The sequence below is a fragment of the Streptosporangium sp. NPDC002524 genome (assembly GCF_040295985.1).
In the GTDB taxonomy this organism is placed as follows: Bacteria; Actinomycetota; Actinomycetes; order Streptosporangiales; family Streptosporangiaceae; genus Streptosporangium.
On sequence record NZ_JBEOWK010000048.1, the window covers coordinates 1 to 19,944 of the forward strand.

Annotated in this window: 16 protein-coding genes; 5 read left to right on the forward strand and 11 right to left on the reverse strand. The window is 68.6% G+C overall.

The window, feature by feature from the left end; translation table 11 throughout:
- Positions 1 to 70: 70 nt before the first annotated feature.
- Positions 71 to 2,008, reverse strand: coding sequence for a B12-binding domain-containing radical SAM protein (locus ABT053_RS41965; protein WP_350977482.1), 1,938 nt, complete (start codon positions 2,006 to 2,008; stop codon positions 71 to 73).
- Positions 2,009 to 2,188: 180 nt separating this feature from the next.
- On the opposite strand from ABT053_RS41965, the gene ABT053_RS41970 reads away from it, so the two are divergent.
- The gene (locus ABT053_RS41970) at positions 2,189 to 2,956 is read left to right on the forward strand and encodes a HalD/BesD family halogenase (RefSeq protein ID WP_350977485.1); all 768 of its coding nucleotides are present in this window, start codon (positions 2,189 to 2,191) and stop codon (positions 2,954 to 2,956) included.
- A gap of 256 nt (positions 2,957 to 3,212) precedes the next feature.
- Here ABT053_RS41970 and ABT053_RS41975 read toward each other — a convergent pair whose 3' ends face one another.
- Complete coding sequence (locus ABT053_RS41975; RefSeq protein ID WP_350977487.1) at positions 3,213 to 7,676, reverse strand: ThuA domain-containing protein; 4,464 nt, start codon at positions 7,674 to 7,676, stop codon at positions 3,213 to 3,215.
- 445 nt (positions 7,677 to 8,121) lie between these two features.
- Here ABT053_RS41975 and ABT053_RS41980 point away from each other — a divergent pair, with 445 nt between their 5' ends.
- Complete coding sequence (locus ABT053_RS41980) at positions 8,122 to 9,345, forward strand: MFS transporter (protein WP_350977488.1); 1,224 nt, start codon at positions 8,122 to 8,124, stop codon at positions 9,343 to 9,345.
- A 117-nt stretch (positions 9,346 to 9,462) separates the two neighbouring features.
- On the opposite strand, the gene ABT053_RS41985 is transcribed toward ABT053_RS41980, so the two are convergent.
- Both ABT053_RS41985 and ABT053_RS41990 read right to left on the reverse strand, forming a co-directional pair.
- Positions 9,463 to 9,651 (reverse strand): DUF6203 family protein, encoded by a 189-nt coding sequence (locus tag ABT053_RS41985; protein WP_350977490.1) that lies wholly within the window; start codon positions 9,649 to 9,651, stop codon positions 9,463 to 9,465.
- Between the two features lie 210 nt (positions 9,652 to 9,861).
- Entirely contained in the window at positions 9,862 to 10,653 is a 792-nt protein-coding gene (locus ABT053_RS41990) for a TetR/AcrR family transcriptional regulator (RefSeq protein WP_350977492.1), read from the reverse strand.
- A gap of 76 nt (positions 10,654 to 10,729) precedes the next feature.
- On the opposite strand from ABT053_RS41990, the gene ABT053_RS41995 reads away from it, so the two are divergent.
- Positions 10,730 to 13,123 carry an ATP-binding cassette domain-containing protein gene (locus ABT053_RS41995; RefSeq protein ID WP_350977541.1) on the forward strand — a complete coding sequence of 798 codons (2,394 nt, stop codon included), beginning with the start codon at positions 10,730 to 10,732 and terminating at the stop codon, positions 13,121 to 13,123.
- A gap of 166 nt (positions 13,124 to 13,289) precedes the next feature.
- Here the strand turns inward: ABT053_RS41995 and ABT053_RS42000 are convergent, their stop codons facing one another.
- Both ABT053_RS42000 and ABT053_RS42005 read right to left on the reverse strand, forming a co-directional pair.
- Positions 13,290 to 13,526, reverse strand: coding sequence for a DUF397 domain-containing protein (locus ABT053_RS42000; RefSeq protein WP_350977494.1), 237 nt, complete (start codon positions 13,524 to 13,526; stop codon positions 13,290 to 13,292).
- Positions 13,523 to 14,383, reverse strand: a complete 861-nt coding sequence (locus ABT053_RS42005) for a helix-turn-helix domain-containing protein (RefSeq protein ID WP_350977496.1) — start codon at positions 14,381 to 14,383, stop codon at positions 13,523 to 13,525. Before ABT053_RS42005 ends, ABT053_RS42000 begins: the two co-directional genes overlap by 4 nt.
- Positions 14,384 to 14,718: 335 nt before the next feature.
- Between ABT053_RS42005 and ABT053_RS42010 the strand changes: the two genes are divergently transcribed.
- Positions 14,719 to 15,219 (forward strand): ATP-binding protein, encoded by a 501-nt coding sequence (locus tag ABT053_RS42010; RefSeq protein ID WP_350977499.1) that lies wholly within the window; start codon positions 14,719 to 14,721, stop codon positions 15,217 to 15,219.
- 242 nt (positions 15,220 to 15,461) lie between these two features.
- On the opposite strand, the gene ABT053_RS42015 is transcribed toward ABT053_RS42010, so the two are convergent.
- The 5 genes from ABT053_RS42015 to ABT053_RS42035 all read right to left on the reverse strand — a co-directional run bounded on the left by ABT053_RS42015 (position 15,462) and on the right by ABT053_RS42035 (position 18,771).
- Positions 15,462 to 15,758 (reverse strand): hypothetical protein, encoded by a 297-nt coding sequence (locus tag ABT053_RS42015; RefSeq protein ID WP_350977501.1) that lies wholly within the window; start codon positions 15,756 to 15,758, stop codon positions 15,462 to 15,464.
- Between the two features lie 299 nt (positions 15,759 to 16,057).
- Positions 16,058 to 16,939 carry a hypothetical protein gene (locus ABT053_RS42020; protein WP_350977504.1) on the reverse strand — a complete coding sequence of 294 codons (882 nt, stop codon included), beginning with the start codon at positions 16,937 to 16,939 and terminating at the stop codon, positions 16,058 to 16,060.
- A 220-nt stretch (positions 16,940 to 17,159) separates the two neighbouring features.
- On the reverse strand, positions 17,160 to 18,017 hold the full coding sequence (locus ABT053_RS42025) for a DUF5753 domain-containing protein (RefSeq protein WP_350977506.1): 858 nt from the start codon (positions 18,015 to 18,017) through the stop codon (positions 17,160 to 17,162).
- Between the two features lie 24 nt (positions 18,018 to 18,041).
- A complete protein-coding gene (locus ABT053_RS42030; RefSeq protein ID WP_350977508.1) occupies positions 18,042 to 18,554 on the reverse strand; it encodes a DUF6879 family protein in 513 nt (170 codons plus the stop codon).
- Positions 18,529 to 18,771 carry a hypothetical protein gene (locus tag ABT053_RS42035; RefSeq protein WP_350977511.1) on the reverse strand — a complete coding sequence of 81 codons (243 nt, stop codon included), beginning with the start codon at positions 18,769 to 18,771 and terminating at the stop codon, positions 18,529 to 18,531. The genes ABT053_RS42030 and ABT053_RS42035 overlap by 26 nt, the downstream gene beginning before the upstream one ends.
- A 339-nt stretch (positions 18,772 to 19,110) precedes the next feature.
- On the opposite strand from ABT053_RS42035, the gene ABT053_RS42040 reads away from it, so the two are divergent.
- Positions 19,111 to 19,875 (forward strand): Mut7-C RNAse domain-containing protein, encoded by a 765-nt coding sequence (locus tag ABT053_RS42040; protein WP_350977513.1) that lies wholly within the window; start codon positions 19,111 to 19,113, stop codon positions 19,873 to 19,875.
- Positions 19,876 to 19,944 lie beyond the last annotated feature (69 nt).

A 19,944-nucleotide genomic window follows, 5' to 3' on the forward strand; every position in this document is an offset into this window, starting at 1 on the left:
CCCCTGCGCCCCTGCATCCCCGGTGCCCCCGGCGCGCCCGCGTGCCGGGCGGGCGTGCCGGGCGGACGGCTCAGCGGCGGCCGGGCAGCGCGGCGGTCTCGGACTCCGGTCGCCAGGTGGGGAGGTACTCCCGCAGCCGCAGCACCATGCCCTGGCAGTAGGAGGCGTTGTGCTCCAGGCTGCGCTCCGGCATGAACGGCAGCTTGCGCCCGCGCGGGTGGTCCAGCTCCAGGCGGGTGAGGGTCTCCTGGCCGGCCTCCAGGCCGGTCACGTCGAGGTCGATGAGCAGGGCGGCCAGGGGGGCGGGCATGTCCACGACCGAGGTCGTCTTCCCCCGCGCCCCCGGGCGCGACTCGACGCGCAGCTCGGCGAAGTCGTAGCGGGGCGGCTTCGGCTTGGCCAGGTAGATGTAGGGCCGGGCCAGCAGGTCGAGCTCGAACGCGGCCCGCGCCTCGGCGTCCTCCCACCACGGCTGGGTACGGGCGAAGTCGATCAGCAGCCCGTCGAACTCCTCGCGGTGCGAATGCAGGACGATGTGCGCGACCATCCCGAAATTGTGGAAGTCGTAGTTCCAGAGTTTCTCCACCGAATCGCGGAAGAAAGTCGCCACCTCGGTGTCCGTGCGGCTCTCGAAATACGTCGCGGCGTCGGTGAAGAAGTCCTCGAACTTCCTGGTTCCGGACCTGTCCAGGTAATTGGCGAGGTAATACAGGCCGCGCAGGTTGTAGAGCGAGTGGACCGCGTAGTAGAACCACGTGCCGCGCTCGCACTCCTCGCGGCTGACCCAGTTGGTGCCGACCACGACATCGGCCTCGGTGACGTCACTGGGAACGCGCTCGACCTGCACGCCGAGAAGGTCGCGCTTCGCGTAGATCGAGGTGTTGTGAAGGAGGAGCTGCGGATAGACGATCAGGGTGTCGGCACGCAGCCGGCACAATTCCGCGACCCCTTCCTTGTACGATCCCAGGGTTTCTCCGGGAAGCGGCCAGATCAGCTCGATGTAGGAGCTGATGCGCTTCTCCCTGAGCGTCCTCTGCAACTCGGTGTAGGTCGCGGGCTTGATGTTCGAGCGGTCGACCAGCTCCAGGGTCCTGGAGCTCATCGACTGCAGGGAGATGGGCTGGCTGGTCAGCAGGCCGCCCTGGACGAGGATCTCGGTGATCTCGGCCATCCGGTCGGGCTTGTTCTTGGCGGCGGCCATCGAGACCATCACCGGGTAGCCGTTCTCCTCGCTGCACTCCACCAGGTGGCGGGTGAGCTCCACGTCGCGCGGGGCCATGCCCCAGTTGGCGTCGGCGATGAAGATCGACACGAAGTTGTTCTTGCTGATCCAGGTGATGTCGTCGCGGACCCGCTGGTCCTCGAACTTGTGCACCTTGTCGTTGGTGGCCGCGCCCCAGAAGCAGAAACCGCAGCTGAACGGGCATCCGCGGTTGGTCTCCAGGATGGCCGTGGTGTACTTGCCCTCCTCGAAGACGCCGGAGGTGAAGGGCGAGGGCACCTCCATGAGGTCGCGCACCCGCTCGGCGGCCTCGGTGGTGACGAGCTCCCCGGAGCGCCAGAAGCTGACCCCGTGGACCTCGGCGAAGTCGGGCTCGTCGCCGATGACCTGGCGCAGGTACTGCACCATCGTCTTCTCGCCCTCGCCGTTGCAGACGACGACGTTCTCCCTCTCGGGGGCGACGTACTCGTGGGCGTGCAGCATGACCTGCGGGCCGCCGAGGATGAACTGGGCCTGGGGAAGGCTCTCGTGCAGCGCGTCCAGCACGGCGCGCGCGAACCCGATGTTCCAGATGTAGCAACTGATGGCGTAAACGTCGCTGCGTTTGCCGAGGAGTTCTTCGATCACTTCCTCCCGGTCGGCGGATACGGGGGCGGAGTAGATCTCGAACTCACATCGCGGTCCCACCTCCGGGTCGTGCTGCGCGTAAGCCTGCATGTAACCGGAGGCGAGGGGCAGGATGGCCTCGAAAGCAGACAGCTCGACGAATGTGACTTTGGTGTTCATGACGCTCGTCCCTGCGTAGTCTGAGTAATTGCTGAAGCCGATCGGATGGAATCCGCTCATGGTTTCACAGGGGGACGGGACGAACAACGCGCGCCATTTGCGTCGGCCACTCGCGTGTTACGGTTCTGGAAACCTCGATAACCACGGACTCGTTAACCACGGACACGGAGGAGAAACCGCATGCCGACTCCCAACTACGAGACCGGCCTCGGGACGCTCTCACTCGACGACCGGATCGCGGAGCATCTCGAAAAGACCTTTCAGGACCCCTGGGAAATCCGCAAATTGTCGCATGATTTCCGCAGGAACGGCTACGTCAAGCTGCGGGACGTGGTCTCCGGCGAGGTGAAGAACCTCGTCTCGGACGAGGTGAACCGGCTGCTCGACCTGCACGCGCGCAGGATCGACATCAACCTCAAGGAGACCAGCAACTCCCCGAGGAAGATGAGCACGGTGAGCCAGCAGTCCATCGCCCAGGACAGCTCCCTCATCCCGGAGCTCTACGACTCCGTCTCCCTCAAGGGCTTCCTCGGGCAGCTGGCCAACGAGCCGGTCGTCAACTGCCCCTGGGACGAGGAGAAGTACGTCATCATCCGCCAGGAGAAGCAGGGCGACACCCACGGCTGGCACTGGGGTGACTTCAGCTTCACCCTCATCTGGATCATGGAGGCGCCGAGCAGCGAGTTCGGCGGCATGCTCCAGTGCGTCCCCCACACCAACTGGGTGAAGGAGGACCCCCGGGTCCACGACCACCTCATCAAGCAGCAGATCAGCACCTACGCCCACGAGACGGGCGACATCTACTTCCTGCGCTCCGACACGACGCTGCACCGCACGGTCCCGCTCTCCGAGGACCGCACCCGGATCATCCTCAACACCTGCTGGGGCAGCGAGTCCGACGCCAAGAAGGAGCAGTCGCACGAGACCATGGAGGCGATGTTCAGCTGAGGTCCCCGCCCCGGCGGCTCCGGGACACCTGGGAGATCCGGAGCGGCACGGGGAACGCAGGAGTTCAGGAAATACAGAACACTCAGAGAGCTCAGAGAGCTCAGAGAGCTCAGAGAGCTCAGAGAGCTCAGAGAACACGGGAACACGAAAACGACGAGACGGCCCGGTCATCGACCGGGCCGTCTCGTCGTTCCCGCCCCTCCCCCCGCGCAGGATGCGGGAGAAGGGGCGGGAAGTCCTGAGGCGCAGGGACGTCCTACGGCGTGCGGACCAGGGTGAAGTCGTCCACGTCGAAGTTCGAACCGGTGAACACCAGGTAGAGCTTGACGGTGCCGGAGGGGACCCCGGTGAGGGGGGTGGAGACGTCGGCGTACGACTCCCAGCCCGCGGTCGCCGGGACGGTGACGCTGCCGAGCAGCGGGCCGGTGGGCGAGCCGGTGCGGATCTGGAAGCCTCCGGCCGGGGTGGGTGAGGCGACCCTGGCCCGGAAGGTGGTGACGCCGGTCAGGTTCACCCCGTCGTAGGCGGCCCAGTCGCCGGGGTTGACGTAGCCGAGCACGGTGCCGCCGTGCGCGGGGGTGTGCGGGTAGGGCTGCACGCCGTTCGCCTCGGACCAGCTCTCCGCCTGGACGGTCGTGTCGCCCCCGGTCGCGCCGAGCTCCTTGATCCTGATGTTGCGGAAGGACACGTCGTCCCCGGCGCCGTGGTTCTGGATGCCCACGTACCCCTGCTGGAGCGAGCGGGCGGGGGTGGTGTTGGTGAAGTCGTTGATCTTCACGCCGTTGAGGAAGATCTGCAGCCTCTCCCCCTCGACCAGCAGCTCGTAGGTGTTCCACTGCCCCGGCGGGTTGAGCGCGGCGTCCCTGGCCGCCACGTCGGCGGACTTGAAGCCGTAGACGGAGCCGGTGGTCTTGTCGGCGGTGTCGGTGGCGTCGATCTGGATCTCGTAGCCGTTGGCGACCGCCGAGTTGGGGTCGGTGGAGGAGGGGAAGCCGAGGAAGATGCCGGAGTTGTCGTCCCCGGCCATCCTCCAGTCCAGCTTGAGCGAGTAGGAGCGGAACTCCTTCGCCTTGTACCAGAACAGGCCCATGCCGCCCTGCGAGGTCAGCGTGGCGTCGGCGTTGGCGAAGCTGCCGGGCCCGGCCTGCTCCCAGCCGGTGACGGAGCCGTCGTAGATCGGCGTGTAGCCGTTCTCCGCGCGGCAGTCGGCCTTGGCCCTGCCGGTGGCGTAGTTGAGCCCGCCCAGCAGGTGCTGGCGGAACGCGGGCTCGGCGAAGGCGGCGGCGGTGTGCCCGCCCCCGGTGTAGAAGGAGCGTCCCCCGTCGTAGGCCTTGCACCAGGCGATGGGGTGGTCGGCGCCCATGCCGCCGCCCGTGTAGGTGGACTCGTCCAGGGTGGCGAGCACGCGGGCGTTGGCGCGGGCGTTGGTGCGGAAGTCGTACCACTCGTCGGTACGGCTCCAGGTGGGGCCGAGGTGGGCGGTGGACGGGTGGGCCCGGTCCTGCACCCTGACGGTGGCCGGCTGGACGGCGGGGTGGGAGGCGAACCAGGCGCCGACCAGGTTGCCGTACCAGGGCCAGTCGTACTCGGTGTCGGACGCCGCGTGGACGCCGGCGTAGCCGCCGCCCGCCCTGACGTAGGACTCGAAGGCGGCCTGCTGTCCGGCGTCGAGCACGTCGCCGGTGGTGTTGAGGAAGACGACGGCCTTGTACCTGGCCAGGTTGGCCGCGGTGAAGGCCGCCGGGTCCTCGGTGGCGGCGACGGTGAAGCCCAGGTCCCTGATGGCCTGAATACCGGCGGGGATCGAGTCGTGCCTGAAGCCCGCGGTGCGGGAGAAGACGAGGACGTCCCCGGCACCCGTGCCGGTCCCCGGGTCGGGGTCGGGGGTCGTCCCGCCGGGCAGCGTCCAGTTCTGCGCGGCGCCGCCGTCACAGGTACGGATGACGAGCTGCGCGGCGTTGGCGCCGTCGAGGCACTTGCCGAGCGCCCTGAGGGTGGAGCCGTTCGCCGTCCAGTTCTGCGCGCCGGTGCCGTTGCAGGTGTAGAGCTGCACCCGGGTGCCGTCGGTGGCGACGCCGCCCGCGACGTCCATGCACTTGCCGAACGCCCGCAGGGTGGCGCCCTCCCTGGCCCAGTTTTGCGCGGCGGTGCCGTTGCAGGTGTACAGCTGCACGTTGGTGCCGTCGGCGGTCAGGCCGCCCGCGACGTCGACGCACCTGCCTCCGGCGCCGGTGATCCTCCCGGCGGCCGGTCCGGTGGTGCCCCCTCCGGTGAGGGTGAAGTCGTCCAGGTCGAACAGCGCGCCCGCGCCGCCGGTGAAGACGAGGGTGAGGTCGGTCGCCCCGGCCGGTGCTCCGGCCAGCGGGGCCGAGACGTCCACGAAGGTCTCCCAGCCGCCGGTCGGCGCCACGGCCACCGTGCCGAGCAGGGTGCCGGTCGCCGAGCCCGCGCGGACCTGGATGGAACCGCCGACGCCCGCCGAGGAGACCCGGGCGTCGATCTTCGTGGCCCCGGCCAGCTCGTAGCCCCTGAAGGTGATCGAGTCGCCGTTGTGGACGTCGCCGACGGTCTTGCCGCCGTGCGCGGCCGTCTTGGTGATGAGCGAGACGCCGGACATGGTCGCGTAGTGCTCGGCCTGGCGCTTCCTGGGCTGCAGGATGTGCTGGGTGTGGGTGGTCAGGCCGCCCAGGTCGGTGTACTCGGCGTCGAAGACCGCGAAGATGTTGGCCGCGTCGTCGTGCTCGCCGTCGACCGGGATCGCCAGGTCGCCCGAGCAGCCGTTCTTGGAGGTGATCTGGTGGCCGTGGCTGTCGTGGCCGAGCACGTAGGTCATCTTGACCTTCGAGCAGTCGACGGTGCCGTCCTCGGGGTCGGTCACCTTGATGGTGAACGGCACGGTGTCGCCCCACTGGAACAGCTGGCCCTGGCGCGGCCTCTCGATGGTCACCGTGGGCGCGGTGTTGCCGACCGTGATGGGCACGCTCGCGGTGCCGGTGGCGCCGAGGGAGTCGCGCACGGTGAGCGTGGCGGTGTAGTTGCCGTTGGCCGTGTACGTCTTGACGGGGTTGGCGGCGGTGGAGGTGGTCCCGTCGCCGAAGGCCCAGGCGTAGGTGATCGCCTGCCCGTCGGGGTCGGCGGAACCGGCCGAGGAGAAGGTGACGGCGAGCGGGCTCCTGCCCGAGGTCTTGTCGGCCTTGGCCACCGCGACGGGCGCGCGGTTCACGCCCTTGATGTACTCGACGCGGTAGAGCGCGGAGTTGGCGTCGCCGCCGAAGTAGCCGGAGCCGTAGTCGAGCACGTAGAGCGCGCCGTCGGGGCCGAAGGCGAGGTCCATCACCTGGGTGCCGGTCCACGGGAAGCCCGCGACGGCGCCGCGTGAGCCGTCGGTGCCCACCTCGATCGCCTTGATCCACCTGCGGCCGAACTCACCGGCGAAGAAGTGGCCGTTGAGCTCCTGGGGGAACTTGACGGTGGAGTTCAGCGCGGCGTCGTAGCGGTAGACGGGGCCGCCCATCGGCGACTCGGAGCCGCCGCCGAACTCCGGCGGGGAGCCGGCGTCGCCGCCGTACCTGATCCAGGCGGGCTTGGCGGGCGGCAGCTTCGCCAGGCCGGTGTTGCGGAAGGAGTTGTTGGTCGCACCGCCCGCGGCGCAGTCGTACTTCGCGCCCGCGGGGCCCGAGGGGAAGGTGTACTCGCCGTAGGTCTCGGCCAGGGTGTTGGTCCCGGTGCAGTACGGCCAGCCGTAGTTGCCGGGCCCGGTCACCCGGTTGAACTCGACCTGGCCGCTGGGCCCGCGGGCGGCGTCGGTGCTGCCCGAGTCGGGGCCGTAGTCGCCGACGTAGACGACGCCGGTGGCCTTGTCGACGCTGAGCCGGAACGGGTTGCGGAAGCCCATCGCGTAGATCTCGGGCCTGGTGCCCGCCGTGCCGGGCGCGAAGAGGTTGCCCGAGGGGACGGTGTAGGCGCCGGTGGCCGGGTTCACCTTGACGCGCAGGATCTTGCCGCGCAGGTCGTTGGTGTTGCCGGAGGTGCGCTGGGCGTCGTAGACGGGGTTGCGGTTGGTCCGCTCGTCGATGGGCGAGTAACCGGCCGAGTCGAAGGGGTTGGTGTCGTCGCCGGTGGACAGGTACAGGTTGCCCTGGGCGTCGAAGTCCATGTCGCCGCCGACGTGGCAGCACATGCCCCGGTCGGCCGCGACCTCCAGCACCGTCCGCTCGCTCGCGGCGTCGAGCGTCCAGTCGGCCTTGACGGTGAAGCGCGAGAGCCGGTTCACGCCCTGCCAGGCCGTCCAGTCGGTGCCGGTGGCGGGGGCGTCACCCCCGGGGGTGTTCAGCTTCGGCGCGTAATACAGGTAGATCGTCCTGTTCGTGGCGAACCCGGGGTCGGCGGCGACGCCCTGCAGGCCCTCCTCGTCGTGGGTGTAGACGGGCAGCGTGCCGACGACGGCCGTCTCCCCGGTCGCGCTGGTACGGCGCAGGTTGCCGTCGCGCGAGGTGTGCAGCACCGACCGGTCGGGCAGCACGGCCATGGTCATGGGCTCGCCCATCTCGGCGGCGCCCTTGGCCAGTTCCACGCGCTGGTAGTCGGCCGGGTCGATCGCGGCGACCGCCTGCGCGGGCGCGGCCGCGGTGAGCACGGTCGCTCCGGTGAAGGCCAGGAGCATGGCGCAGAACTGCGCGATCCTCCGGCGAGGGTGGGTCGGTCTCCGCCTGGGGGGCATGGCGGGGTTTCCCTTCGGTCGGCACTACACGTCCCGGCACGGAACGGGACGTATGTCGTATATGTTTCGCGACGCTAGATCCGACTTATGCCGACTGTCAATGAAAGTCCGACCATCAAATACATAACTAGCTAGACAAAAACTCCTATATAGCTCATTAAGCATAAAAACGACTCGCGACCGGACGGAATGGCCAAGCTAGGTCCGCGAGGGGCGGGTACGCGTTCACGGTGTCCCCGCCCGGGACGGCCCTGCTCGGCTCGGCCCGGCTCGGCCCGGCTCGGCCCGGCTCGGCCTGGTCCGGTCCGAGACGAGTGGGTACTCGTTCGCGGCGCCGACGGCCGGCCGAGAGGGAGCGCCGCCCCCCTCCCCCTCCCCGTCACACGGCGCGCGGACGCGAAAACGCGTTGCCGTGGGTGCTCGCAAAACGTATGGTTCTACGCTCGTGATCACATTGGTGGAGCGAGTCCTGCCTGCCCGGCTGGGGACGGGGTTCCGATGGCTGCTGGCCTCTAGCTGGCTGACGAACCTCGGTGACGGGGTCGCGGCCGCGGCGGGCCCACTGCTGATCGCGACGCTGACCCGCGACCCGCTGATGATCTCACTGTCGGCCCTGGTGGGCTGGGCGCCGCCGCTGCTGTTCAGCCTGTACGCGGGCGTGCTGTCGGATCGGTACGACCGGCGCAGGATCGTGCTCGTCGCGAACGCGACGCGGGCCCTGGTGCTGGCGGCGCTCGTCGCGCTCCTGGTGACCGGCACCGTGACCGTGGCGACGGCGCTGGTGGCGCTCACGCTCCGGTCCGTCGCCGAGGTGTTCGCCGACAACGCGACCGCCACGCTGACTCCCATGATGGTCGGCAAGGACGATCTCGTCATCGCCAACGCCCGCCTGGGCACGGGGTTCATCACGCTCAATCAGCTGGCCGGGCCGCCGATCGGCGCGGCACTGTTCGGCCTGGGCCTGACATGGCCGTTCGCGGGCCAGCTGCTCCTGGTGGTGGCGGGGATCGTCATGGTCTCCCGGATCACGTTGCCGCCGCACGGCCGGCGGGGCGACGCTCCCGCGCCCGACACCGTACGGGAACTGATCGCCGGGTTCAGCTGGACCGTCCGGCACGCGGCGGTCCGCACGCTGGCGCTCACAATTCTGATCTTCAACTTCACGTTCGGCGCGGCCTGGTCGGTTCTCGTCCTCTACACCCAGGAGCGGCTCGGCCTCGGCGCCCTGGGCTTCGCCCTGATGACCACCATCGGCGGGATCGGCGGCCTGATCGGCACCGGCCTGTACGGGATCATCACCCGCAGGGTGAGCCTCGGCGCCCTGATGCGGATCGGACTCGTCATCGAGACGTTCACTCACCTGGGCCTGGCCCTGACCCGTTCGCCATGGGTCGCCGGGGGCATCTTCCTGGCCTTCGGCGCGCACGCGTTCATCTGGGGCACGACCTCTGTCGCCGTCCGCCAGCGCGCGGTCCCGCACGAGCTGCAGGGCCGGGTGGGCAGCGTCAACACCGTCTGCGTCTACGCCGGTCTGGTGGTCGGCTCGTTGATCGGCGGTGTCCTGGCCACCCACTTCGGTGTCGCGGCGCCCTTCTGGTTCGCCTTCGCCGGGTCGGCGGTGTTCGTGGTGCTGCTGTGGCGGCAACTCATGCTCATCGCCCACGACTGAGACGCCCGGCGGATGACACCGCGACACCACGACACCGCGCCCGGCCGCCGTCGCCCGCGAAAGCAGGGGTTCGGCTACCTGGCCCCCGCCGCCCCATCACCCGTGAAGGCGGAGGGTTCAGCGCCGGCCGGAGCGGGGCGGGCGTCCGCTCCCCCGCGTCACGTATCCCCGCCCGCCTCGCCCGGCCTGCTCCTGCTCACGCTGCCTGCGCCGCCGCCCCAGGAACCAGCCCACTCCCAGGATCGCCAGCCCGAACGGCGTACGGGCCAGCCAGCGCGCCACCACGACCTTGAAGAACTTTTTCATGAGGTGTTCCTGCCCCGCGGCGGTCCGGTTAGACGCGCTCACGTCCCATGTCAGGGCATCACGCCGAGGCCGGGCCCGGCCCTCGGGACACCCGGCGCCCGGAAAGCCAGCAGGCCAGCAGGCCAGCAGGCCAAAAGGCCGGTGAGCCGCCCGCCCGTTCTCGAACCGGGTCCCTCACCCCCGGCGTGAACGAATCCGCTGGCGGGCCCCTCAGGCTCCGGACCCGCTCACCTTCGCCTCGATCCCGTCCAGGAGGATGGCGAGCCCGGCGGCGAAGGTGTCCCTCCCCTCCTGCTCCATGTAGGGGACGGTCTCGTCCCGGGGGTCGTAGGCGCCCTCGCCGGCGAGCCAGGCCATCGTCGGGAACCGCTCGGCGAAGTCGGGCGCGACCTCCGTCAGCAGGGCCGAGCGGGCGTACCACCACTCCTCGTCCGACACCCCGGTCTCCACCGGGGCACGGCGCGACTCGGCGACCGTCTGCGCCGCCCCGCGCACGAAGTAGAACAGCGTGCCGACGACGTACCGCAGCGCCGCGGCGTCCAGCCCGGTCTCGCGGAGGATCCGCAGCGCCTCCTCGATCATGACGTACTCGTTGGGGCCCAGCACGGGACGCGCCTGCGACACCTGCAGCACCCACGGGTGCCGTACGTAGAACTCCCAGGTCTCCTGCGCCCAGGAGGTCACCGCGGCCCGCCAGCCGCCGGTCAGGTCGTGCCGGGTGGAGAGCTCGGCGAGGGCCCGGTCGTACATCAGGTCGACCAGCTCGCTCTTGCTGGGGACGTAGGTGTAGAGGGCCATGGCCGTGCGCCCGAGCCGCTCGCCCACCGCGCGCATGGAGAGCGCGGCCATCCCCTCCGCGTCGGCGATGGCGACGGCCGTGTCGACGATCAGGTCCACGCTCAGGCCGGGCTTGGGCCCTGGGCGTCCCCCCTCCGGTCTCGTGGTCCGCCACAGCAGCGCCATCGAACGGCGCGCGTCGCCCTGTCCGGCGAAGACGACCACTTGCAACTCCTTACGGCATAAACTAACTTGGCCGGGCCAACTCTTTACAGCCTAAGGATATCAAGTGAGAAGGTTCGTGTTCCCACCCGCCACACCGGCCCGCGCCCGCGGCCCGCGACACGGCCGGGCCGCCGCGGACAGCCACGACGTGATCGAGGTCCGCGGCGCCAGGGAGAACAACCTGGCCGACATCTCGCTGGACATTCCCAAGCGGCGGCTCACCGTCTTCACCGGGGTCTCCGGGTCGGGGAAGTCCTCCCTCGTCTTCGGCACCATCGCGGCGGAGTCGCAGCGCCTGATCAACGAGACCTACACGGCCTTCATCCAGTCGTTCATGCAGAGCCAGGGGCGTCCCGACGTCGACGCCCTGCGCAACCTGAGCGCGGCGATCGTCGTCGACCAGGAGCGGATGGGCGCCAACTCCCGCTCGACGGTCGGCACGGCGACCGACGCGCAGACGATGCTGCGGATCGTCTTCAGCCGGATCGGCACCCCCCACGTCGGCACCTCCAGCGCCTTCAGCTTCAACAGCGCCGAGGGCATGTGCCCGGAGTGCGAGGGGCTCGGCCGGGTGTCGGACGTCGACGTCTCCCAGCTCGTCGACGTCGACCTCTCGCTCAACGAGGGCGCGATCACCGCCCCCAACTTCACCGTGGACTCGTGGTACTGGCAGGGCCTGGCCAACTCCGGGTTCTTCGACCCCGACACGAAGCTGCGGGACTACACCCCGGCCCAGTGGGAGGACTTCCTCCACAAGCCCGCGACCAAGATCAAAATCGGCACGATGAACACCACCTACGAGGGCCTCCTGGTCAAGGTACGGCGGCTCTACCTCGCCAAGGACCGCGAGTCGATGCAGCCCCACATCCGGGCGTTCGTGGACCGGGCCGTGACGTTCACGAGCTGCCACGCGTGCGGCGGCAGCAGGCTCAACCCCGCCGCGCTGGGCTCGAAGATCGACGGCCGCAACATCGCCGACTGCGCGGCCATGCAGATCAGCGACCTGGCCGCGTTCGTCCGGGGCATCGAGGACGCCTCGGTGGGGCCGCTGGTCGCCACCCTGCGCGGCACGCTGGAGTCGCTGGTCGAGATCGGCCTGGGCTACCTGAGCCTGGACCGCGAGTCGTCCACGCTGTCCGGGGGCGAGGCCCAGCGGGTGAAGATGGTCCGCCACCTCGGCTCCAGCCTGACCGACGTCACCTACGTCTTCGACGAGCCCACGGTGGGGCTGCACCCGCACGACATCGAGCGGATGAACAACCTGCTGCTGCTCCTGCGCGACAAGGGCAACACAGTCTTGGTCGTCGAGCACAAGCCGGAGACGATCGAGATCGCCGACCACGTGGTCGACCTGGGCCCGGGGGCGGGCTCGTCCGGCGGGCGGGTGTGCTTCACCGGTGACGTGGCCGCGCTCCGGCGCTCGGACTCCCTGACGGGCCGCCACCTGGACCACCGGGCCCGCCTGCGCGAGAAGGTCAGGACGCCCTCCGGGCAGCTGTCGATCACGGGCGCCACCCTGCACAACCTCAAGGACGTGAGCGTCGACATCCCGCTGGGCGTGCTCACCGTCGTCACCGGCGTCGCCGGATCCGGCAAGAGCTCGCTGATCCACGGCTCGCTCCCCCGCAGGGAGGGCGTCGCCGTGGTCGACCAGACCGCGATCCGCGGGTCCCGCCGCAGCAACCCGGCCACCTACACCGGGCTGCTCGACCCGATCCGCACCGCCTTCGCGAAGACCAACGGGGTCAAGGCGGCCCTGTTCAGCGCGAACTCCGAGGGCGCCTGCCCCAACTGCAAGGGCATCGGCCTGGTCTACACCGACCTCGCCATGATGGCCGGGGTGGCCTCGGTGTGCGAGCAGTGCGAGGGCCGGCGGTTCACGCCCGAGGTGCTCACCCACAAGCTGCGCGGCAAGGACATCAGCGAGGTGCTCGGCATGTCGGTGACCGAGGCCCGCGACTTCTTCGCCCCCGGTTCCGGGCCCGGCGCGGGTCCGGGCGCGAGCTTCGGCGCGGCGCGGGCCGTCCTGGACCGGCTCTCCGACGTGGGCCTGGGCTACCTCGGCCTGGGCCAGCCGCTCACCACCCTGTCCGGGGGCGAGCGGCAGCGGCTCAAGCTGGCCATCCGGATGGCGGAGAAGGCCACGACGTACGTGCTGGACGAGCCGACCACCGGCCTGCACCTGGCCGACGTGGACCAGCTGCTCGCCCTGCTGGACCGGATCGTCGACGACGGCAACACGGTCGTCGTCATCGAGCACCACCAGGCCGTGATGGCGCACGCCGACTGGATCGTCGACCTCGGCCCCGGAGCCGGGCACGACGGCGGCCGGATCGTCTTCACCGGCACCCCGGCCGACCTCGTCTCGGCAGGCGACTCCCTCACCGCCCGGCACCTGCGTACCTACCTCGGCAAGAACGCCGACCGGCAGGCCCTCACCGGAGCAGGGAACACCATGGCGAACGTCTGAGCCCGAAGCAACCGAACCGGGATGCTCGTGGCGAGCAACCGCAGACGGGTGAGGGTCCCACCGCGACGGGGGCTCTCACCTCAGGCGGCCACCGAACAGAATCGGCGGTTCTCAGACGTCGAACTCGCCGCCCTCGTGGAACTCTCGTCTCGGTGGTCTTGCGAACTCAGGGGCGTCGGAGTTCGCCGCGTTCGATACCGCCGGTGAAGGCGTCGTACTCGGCATCGGTGAACAGGTGCGGGGCCTTGTCCGGGCTCTTGGAGTCGCGCAGGGCGACGATGCCCCGGTCCAGGAAGGCGATCTGGACGCAGTTGGTGCCACCGCTGCTGAGGCTGCTGGTGTGCCAGCGGGCATCGCGGAGCTGGGTTTCGATCCAGTCGGGGTCAAGGGTGTGCTTGTTCATGAGGGGGATTCCTTGGCGATCGCGGCGAGGAGCGGTATCGATGCCTTCGGGGAGAGTGCGTCGGACTTCAACAGGTCGCCGGTGGTGCGATAGAGCTCGACGGTCTCGGGTTCGTTCAGGTGCAGGGAGGCGCGCAGGGACTCGATGCACACGAGGTCGCGGCCCGTGGGAAACGACATGAGCATGAAGGGGCCGTCCATTCCCGCGTGGGCTCCGGCGGAGAACGGCAGGACCTGGATCGTGACGGCGGGGTTGGTGCGGGCGAGGTGTGTCAGGTGTTCGAGCTGGGCGCGCATGCAAGCCCGTCCGCCGACTTCCTGACGTAGCAGGCCCTCGGGGAGCACCGTCCAGATCTTCAGCGGAGATCGGCGCTCCAGCATGGTGCGCTGATGCTCCAGCCGCAGTGCCACGAAGTGGTCGATGTCCTCGGGGGTCTTCCAGACACGACTGCCTTCGGTCACCGCGCGGGCGTATTCAGCGGTCTGGAGCAGTCCGTGGATGGCGAGGGGGTTGAAGACGAACAGGGCGTCGGCGTTCTCCACCTGGGAGAGGTAGTCGCCGAGCGGATCGTCGACCACACCTTCGTAACGCTGCCACCAGTCGGCTTCACCGGCCCGGCGTACGAGATCGCGGAGTTCTTCTCTCAGGGCGGTGTCGGTGATGCCGAAAACCTCGAAGAAGTGCGGAAGCTGCTGGATTCTGAGCCCTTGCAGCCCGTTCTCGATCTTGCTGATCGTTGAGAGGGACTGGTAGCCGAGGTGACCGGCCGCTTCCTCCTGGGTCCAGCCGAGGGCCTCGCGGACGCGTCTGAGTTCCGCGCCCAGACGCCGGCGGCGCGGTGTGGGTTCGACGGGCATGGCCACCTCCTTCCTCGTGGGGAGCGTAGTGCTCGGGATGGCTTGGGGAAACGCGATCCTCCCTAGAGGAAAGGCTTTCTCATAGGAATGACTTGCCTAGAGGGTAGCTTGCACTCCATCATCGAGATGTGACAGCGGTAAGTGTTCGCGTCGTCACAAAAAGGAATGGCCGTCGGCGCTGTTCGTCCACCTCCATTGGACGCCCCCATGCACTGCCGGTTCCGCTATCCCCTTGACCTCACGCTTTCCTACCGGGGCGAAACCTGAGCGAGCCCGCAGAGCGTCTGCCGACCTGACCGCAGAACTGCCCCCGTTCCCACACGTTAGGAGCGACGATGCTCATCGAGCGCGTTCCCGTCCCGGACCCCGACGAGTACGGCAGACCCCGCAACCGCTTCCGGATGGTCGCCTGGTGCCTGCCTCCCGGCAACGCGGCCCGGCGCGCCCGGGAAGTGTTCCGCGATCAGCTGGTCAAGCTGCCTCTGGATCCAGACGTGCTCGACGAGCTGGAGATCGTGGTCTCCGAGCTGGTCACCAACGCCACCCGTTACGCCCCCGGCCCCTACGAGTTCCGTCTCCTGTACGACCACGGCCTGCCCGTCCGCGCCGAGGTCGTCGACGCCGGAGCCGGGACCACCCTCATCGACCACCTGTTGCATCGCCCTCTGCCCGTCTCCGAGCGCATCGACGACCTCGAACTCGGCGGCCGGGGCCTGCGCATCGTCGCCGAACTCACCCACGGACGTTGCGGCACCTACTGGACCCGCCTGTGCGGCACCGGCCAACTCGGCACCGGCGTCTGGTTCGACGTCCCCGCCCAGCAACACCACTCCTGACCTCCGGGGCAGCCGGGATCGTCCCCCGACCCCCGCCGACCCCGGAGCCGGTCCACACCCACGGCTCCCCCGTGCCGGGCGTGGACCGCACACGGAGGCCGGCGTCCACGGACCCGATCCCCCCGTCCGGGACGTCGGCCTCCCCCTGTGACACAGCCCCCAGCGCCATATGTGGGACTGTGCGTGGCTTCACGGGTACGTCGTCTCCCGACCGGCGTACGTGAATTCGGTGACGTACCGGCTCACCGTCCGGTCGGGCACCGGTAGTGGGGAGCATGAACGTCGGGGCAGCCGACCACGGCTGTAAGGCCGAAACGCTCTGCCCTCAGCCAATGCCCCCAAGCCATGCTTCCGCAATGCCTCAGCGCGTCCTGAGCATCCTTGAGCCGTCCTTCGCCACCGCCCAGACGCTGTTCCTGGCCGGGATAGGCAAGAGACGACTCAAGCTGGCGCCATTGTTCTTCCAGCCAGGTGAGCACCGTTTCGAGATCCCCGGTCACCTTGATGTGGGTTGGCGGCTTGAGAAGCCAGTCGCACATCCGGAAGGGCGGGAGCGGGGAATTTCGGAAATCGTCCGCGAGGGTGGGCGGGAGCGGTGGCCTGCGGACTCCGTCCGCTTTGTCGAGAGAAGTGGCCTGGCCGATCCACTGATAAGAATGGTAATGCCCCGACATCTCATCCTCGCCAAGAACAACAGCCCCCGCATGTCTCCATGCAGGGCCTTTTCCGGTTTCAGAATGAGGCAACCTTGGGTTCCCGGAGGGTCAGGAAGGCGAGCCACGGGTGTGAGGCCGCGACGGGGAAGGCACCCGGCCCTCCGGGAAGTAAAGGGGAGAACTCACGCCACTTTCAGGGGCCGCATGTCATCGATGCGGACGAGCAGCTGGGTGGCGAGCGCGCTGCGCAGCAGGTGCGGTTCGTTCAGGCCGACCAGGACGTTGTGCTCTCCGGTGTGGACGGCCAGGCCGCCGGGGCCGGGGCTGAACATGTCGGCCAGGACGGCGGCGGGCTCGCTGCGGGCCACGGTGTAGACGGCCGACGACATGTGGAGCCGGGGACACGTGCCGAGCGATTCGGGGATGCAAGCCCGGCAGGTGGCGGGCGCGCTGGTGTAGCCGCTGTTCGGGACGTCGGGGATGACGCGGAACGCCGTTGCGGTGGTGATCCACGGGACGCGTCCCGTTGCCGGGTCCCTGGCGTCCTGCCCGCAGACCTGGCACAGGTTCTTCAGCATGCATCGCCACTGGCGCAGTGTGTTGAGCTTGCGCCACTGAGGTGCCCCCTGGCGGTTGTTCAGGACTCGGGCACGCAGCACCCCGCAGGCCATGTCACCCCGGCGCGGATCGTCGTAGACAAGCCGCAACCGACCGAGCGGACGCCGGGCGAACCGCAGGCGTTGCGGTACGGCCTCACCCGCATGCGCGATGACGTAAGGAACCCGAAGCGGGGTCGGTGTCAGCGCGGCCCCGGTCATTCCCTGCCCCTGTCCGGCCTGAGCGACCAGTGCGGCGAGGATCAGGCCCACCACCGCGTAAGGCTGGTCGACGTTGACCATCTGGGCCGCGACCCCCACCGAGGGCAGCGAGACCACGAAGTAACCGGAACGCTCCCCCACGGTCACCGTCGCCACCTCCCAGCCACCACGGCTGTGGGCGACCAGTTCGAAGCGGTCGCTTCGCGGAAAGGGGTCGGGACGGTCACCGTAGAGGCGAAGCCCCACAAAGTGAACGATCGACGTACGTATCCCTCGGGCTCTGACCAGCCACGCGAGGTCACTCAGCCCTTCAGGGGGTTCTTGCCCGGCAGGACTCGCCGCCTCGTCGCCCTCGCGTCCCCCGGTGCGGGCTCCTGTCACTGTCTGTCCGGATGCCATAACCCGGACAGTAGAAGCGGGCGTTTTCCGGGTTCAACGAGTGTGGCCAAGTGTGGCGACCAGCATCTCAGTCATCCAGAGATGTAACCGCCCTGACAACCAACTCGCGGGCTGCCGCCCCGTACACAGCCATGGATGCCAGCACCTCGAACGCCTTGCGATACTGCTCGATCTCCCCCGGCGCGGTGACGGTAACGGCGGCCGTCAAAAGCTCCACACGCACCTCGACCGCGTCGTACATGGAGAAGGTGTGTAGCGGCCACGTCGCGCGAGTCCTCGCGAAGGGAATCACGCCGATCGCTACGGACGGAAGCGACATGACCGTCAGCAGATGCCCCAACTGCCCAGCCATCACCTCGGTTCCACCGAGTCGGTAGTACAGCACCGCTTCCTCGATGATGAAGGCGAACCGATGTCCGCCCTGGCGCAGCACACGTGCACAGGCAACGCGCGCCTGTACGGCCTCGGCCACGTCGTCGGGAGTCTCGTTCTGAATAGCGATCGAGCGTAGTAAGGCCGAGGCGTACTCGGGTGTCTGAAGCAAACCGGGAACCACTTGCGAGCAGTAGATGCGAAACTCCCGCGTCCGCTCGAACAAGGGAAGCCGCGACTCCTGAAGCCGTCGCAGGCCAGTCCGCTGAAGCCGCTTCCACTCGACGTACGCCCCTTCAGCGGCTCGCAGCGCGGCTATTAAATCATCCGATTGTTCTGCTGCGCCACATATCCGACACCACGCACGTACATCAGTGATGGAAGGCGAACGCGCGGCATGCTCGATCTTTGAGACCTTGGTGCGTTCCCACCCTGCGGCGGCGGCCAAGGCGATAGCGGTAAGACCCGCGTCGAGACGGAGTTCTTTCAGCCTGTCAGCGAGCGCCTGACGCGCTGCCTGAATCGAGGACGAGGGCGAGGACGAAGTTGGCATGGTGGTACGTGTTGCTTGAGACGGCTAAAGCGGCTTGTAGTCCGAATGATCGATCGCGCGCTCCCACACCGCTTCGAAAGCTCCGTTGCAGAGCTGAACCACCCCGGGCTCCTCGCGCATCTCCTTCTCCCCCGAGGAGCCGTCTCCGGCGAAGTGGTTGAACCTGGCTAGACGGCTGTCGAAAACCCAAAAATCATTTCCTGGCAGACACAGATCGGACGCCAGCCTCCGGGGCAGCCAGCGCACCTGCTCACCAGCGGCGATATTGAGGGCTGCCGTGCACTCGTACTCGAACCGCGTGAAGTCGGCCAATGGTTCGGAGACGATCCTCGCCCTTCGCATGGTCACGCCCCTGGCCACGGTCGCGCGCACCACGTCGTACCACTCGCGATGCCGCTCCACGGCGTCGATGGGTTCGCCTCTCATCCAGTCGAGAAACACCGGATCCTGTGGAGTGTAGGCATCGCGCATTTCCAAGTGGATAGCCGAGGTGGTGGTCGCTGCGATCAATTCACCGAACGCTGGAATTGTGGTCATTTAGTGCCTCCAAGATGGCCGCTCTCATGTGAGCCGGTAGCCGTACGACCGACTCATTCTCCGCGATACGGCTGTGCTGGGACACCTGAGCCAGGTCGTCCGGGTCGGTGACGGCCCACCCCTGAAACACCAGGTCGCCGGTCTCCTCGTCCACGAACGCCGCAGGGCACTCGTCACCGTTGGTGTCGGGGTCGATCGTGAGGAAGCGTAGCCGCATGGTTCCCTCCGGTGCGATGGTGTGCAGGACCACGGAAGCGTAACCGCGTGATTCCCTCCAGTGCATGGGGTGTGCCGAACTGTGGCACATGTGAAGCTCGAACCCCGGATACGAGGTCGAAGGCCGTGTGTCGGCATCTCCGTTGACGGGCTCTACATGCTGTGCGTGCACCCATGTCCCATGGCAGTCGAATTCCAACGCTCACCGCCGGTTTCCGACAGCCTCACTCCAGGCGTGTGGACAAGGGCCCGATACCGCCCCGGAACCCGTGTCGGGCGGTCCCGTGAGTCGTCGTTTAATGCGTGTCGGGGTGGCTGCCGCGAATGGCATGCTGGCGGGGTGAGTGAGGAATCCGGTGTTCACCTGCGCATCTCCGGCGAGTTGCTGCTGTTCCTGCCCGCGCGGCGGCGGCGTGAGTGGCAGCGGGTGACGCCCGACGGGACGTCGACGCTGGGCCATGTCGTGGAGTCGCTCGGCGTCCCGCTGCCCGAGGTGGGGCCGCTGACCGTCGAGGGCGTGGAGGTCGGCACGTCCTATCAGCCCGTCGCCGGGGACGTGGTCCACGTTCACCCCGTGCCCCGCCCCCAGCCGGTGCCCCTCGAACCGGGGCGGGACGCGCCCCGGTTCCTGCTCGACGTCCATCTGGGCACCCTCGCGCGGCGGCTCCGGCTGCTGGGCGTGGACGCGACCTACCACAACGACATGGACGACCCCTCGCTGGTCGTCGAGGCGAACAGGGAACGCCGGGTGCTGCTCACCCAGGACCACGGCCTGCTGTTCCGCCGGGCGCTCTGGTTCGGCGCCTACGTACGGGGCACCAGGGCGGACGACCAGCTCCGCGACCTGCTGGAGCGGTTCGCGCCACCGCTGCGGCCGTGGACCCGCTGCACGGCCTGCAACGGGGAGCTGGCCCCCGTCGACAAGGCCGAGATCGACCGCCTGCTGGCGACCGGGACCAGGCGCTCGTACGACGTCTACGGCCGGTGTTCGGAGTGCGGCCAGGTCTACTGGCGCGGCGCGCACAGCGAGCGTCTGGAGGAGATCGTACGGTCGGCCATGCGCGCGGTCCGCCCGGAGTCGCAGGTCGGCGGGGGTCCACGCTGAGGCAGGCGGCGGAAACCCGCCTCAGATCCCGCTTCGGACGGCGATGTCCGCGCACAGGTGAGGGGCCCC

What these genes read in the sequence shown, in the direction of transcription:
- ABT053_RS42000 (WP_350977494.1), bottom strand. Translation starts at nt 13,526, where the DNA reads ATGAACAAGCACACCCTTGACCCCGACTGGATCGAAACCCAGCTCCGC.
- ABT053_RS42030 (WP_350977508.1), bottom strand. Translation starts at nt 18,554, where the DNA reads ATGACCACAATTCCAGCGTTCGGTGAATTGATCGCAGCGACCACCACC.
- ABT053_RS41975 (WP_350977487.1), bottom strand. Translation starts at nt 7,676, where the DNA reads ATGCCCCCCAGGCGGAGACCGACCCACCCTCGCCGGAGGATCGCGCAG.
- ABT053_RS41965 (WP_350977482.1), bottom strand. Translation starts at nt 2,008, where the DNA reads ATGAACACCAAAGTCACATTCGTCGAGCTGTCTGCTTTCGAGGCCATC.
- ABT053_RS42010 (WP_350977499.1), top strand. Translation starts at nt 14,719, where the DNA reads ATGCTCATCGAGCGCGTTCCCGTCCCGGACCCCGACGAGTACGGCAGA.
- ABT053_RS41985 (WP_350977490.1), bottom strand. Translation starts at nt 9,651, where the DNA reads ATGAAAAAGTTCTTCAAGGTCGTGGTGGCGCGCTGGCTGGCCCGTACG.
- ABT053_RS41970 (WP_350977485.1), top strand. Translation starts at nt 2,189, where the DNA reads ATGCCGACTCCCAACTACGAGACCGGCCTCGGGACGCTCTCACTCGAC.
- ABT053_RS42005 (WP_350977496.1), bottom strand. Translation starts at nt 14,383, where the DNA reads ATGCCCGTCGAACCCACACCGCGCCGCCGGCGTCTGGGCGCGGAACTC.
- ABT053_RS42025 (WP_350977506.1), bottom strand. Translation starts at nt 18,017, where the DNA reads ATGCCAACTTCGTCCTCGCCCTCGTCCTCGATTCAGGCAGCGCGTCAG.
- ABT053_RS42015 (WP_350977501.1), bottom strand. Translation starts at nt 15,758, where the DNA reads ATGTGCGACTGGCTTCTCAAGCCGCCAACCCACATCAAGGTGACCGGG.
- ABT053_RS42035 (WP_350977511.1), bottom strand. Translation starts at nt 18,771, where the DNA reads ATGCGGCTACGCTTCCTCACGATCGACCCCGACACCAACGGTGACGAG.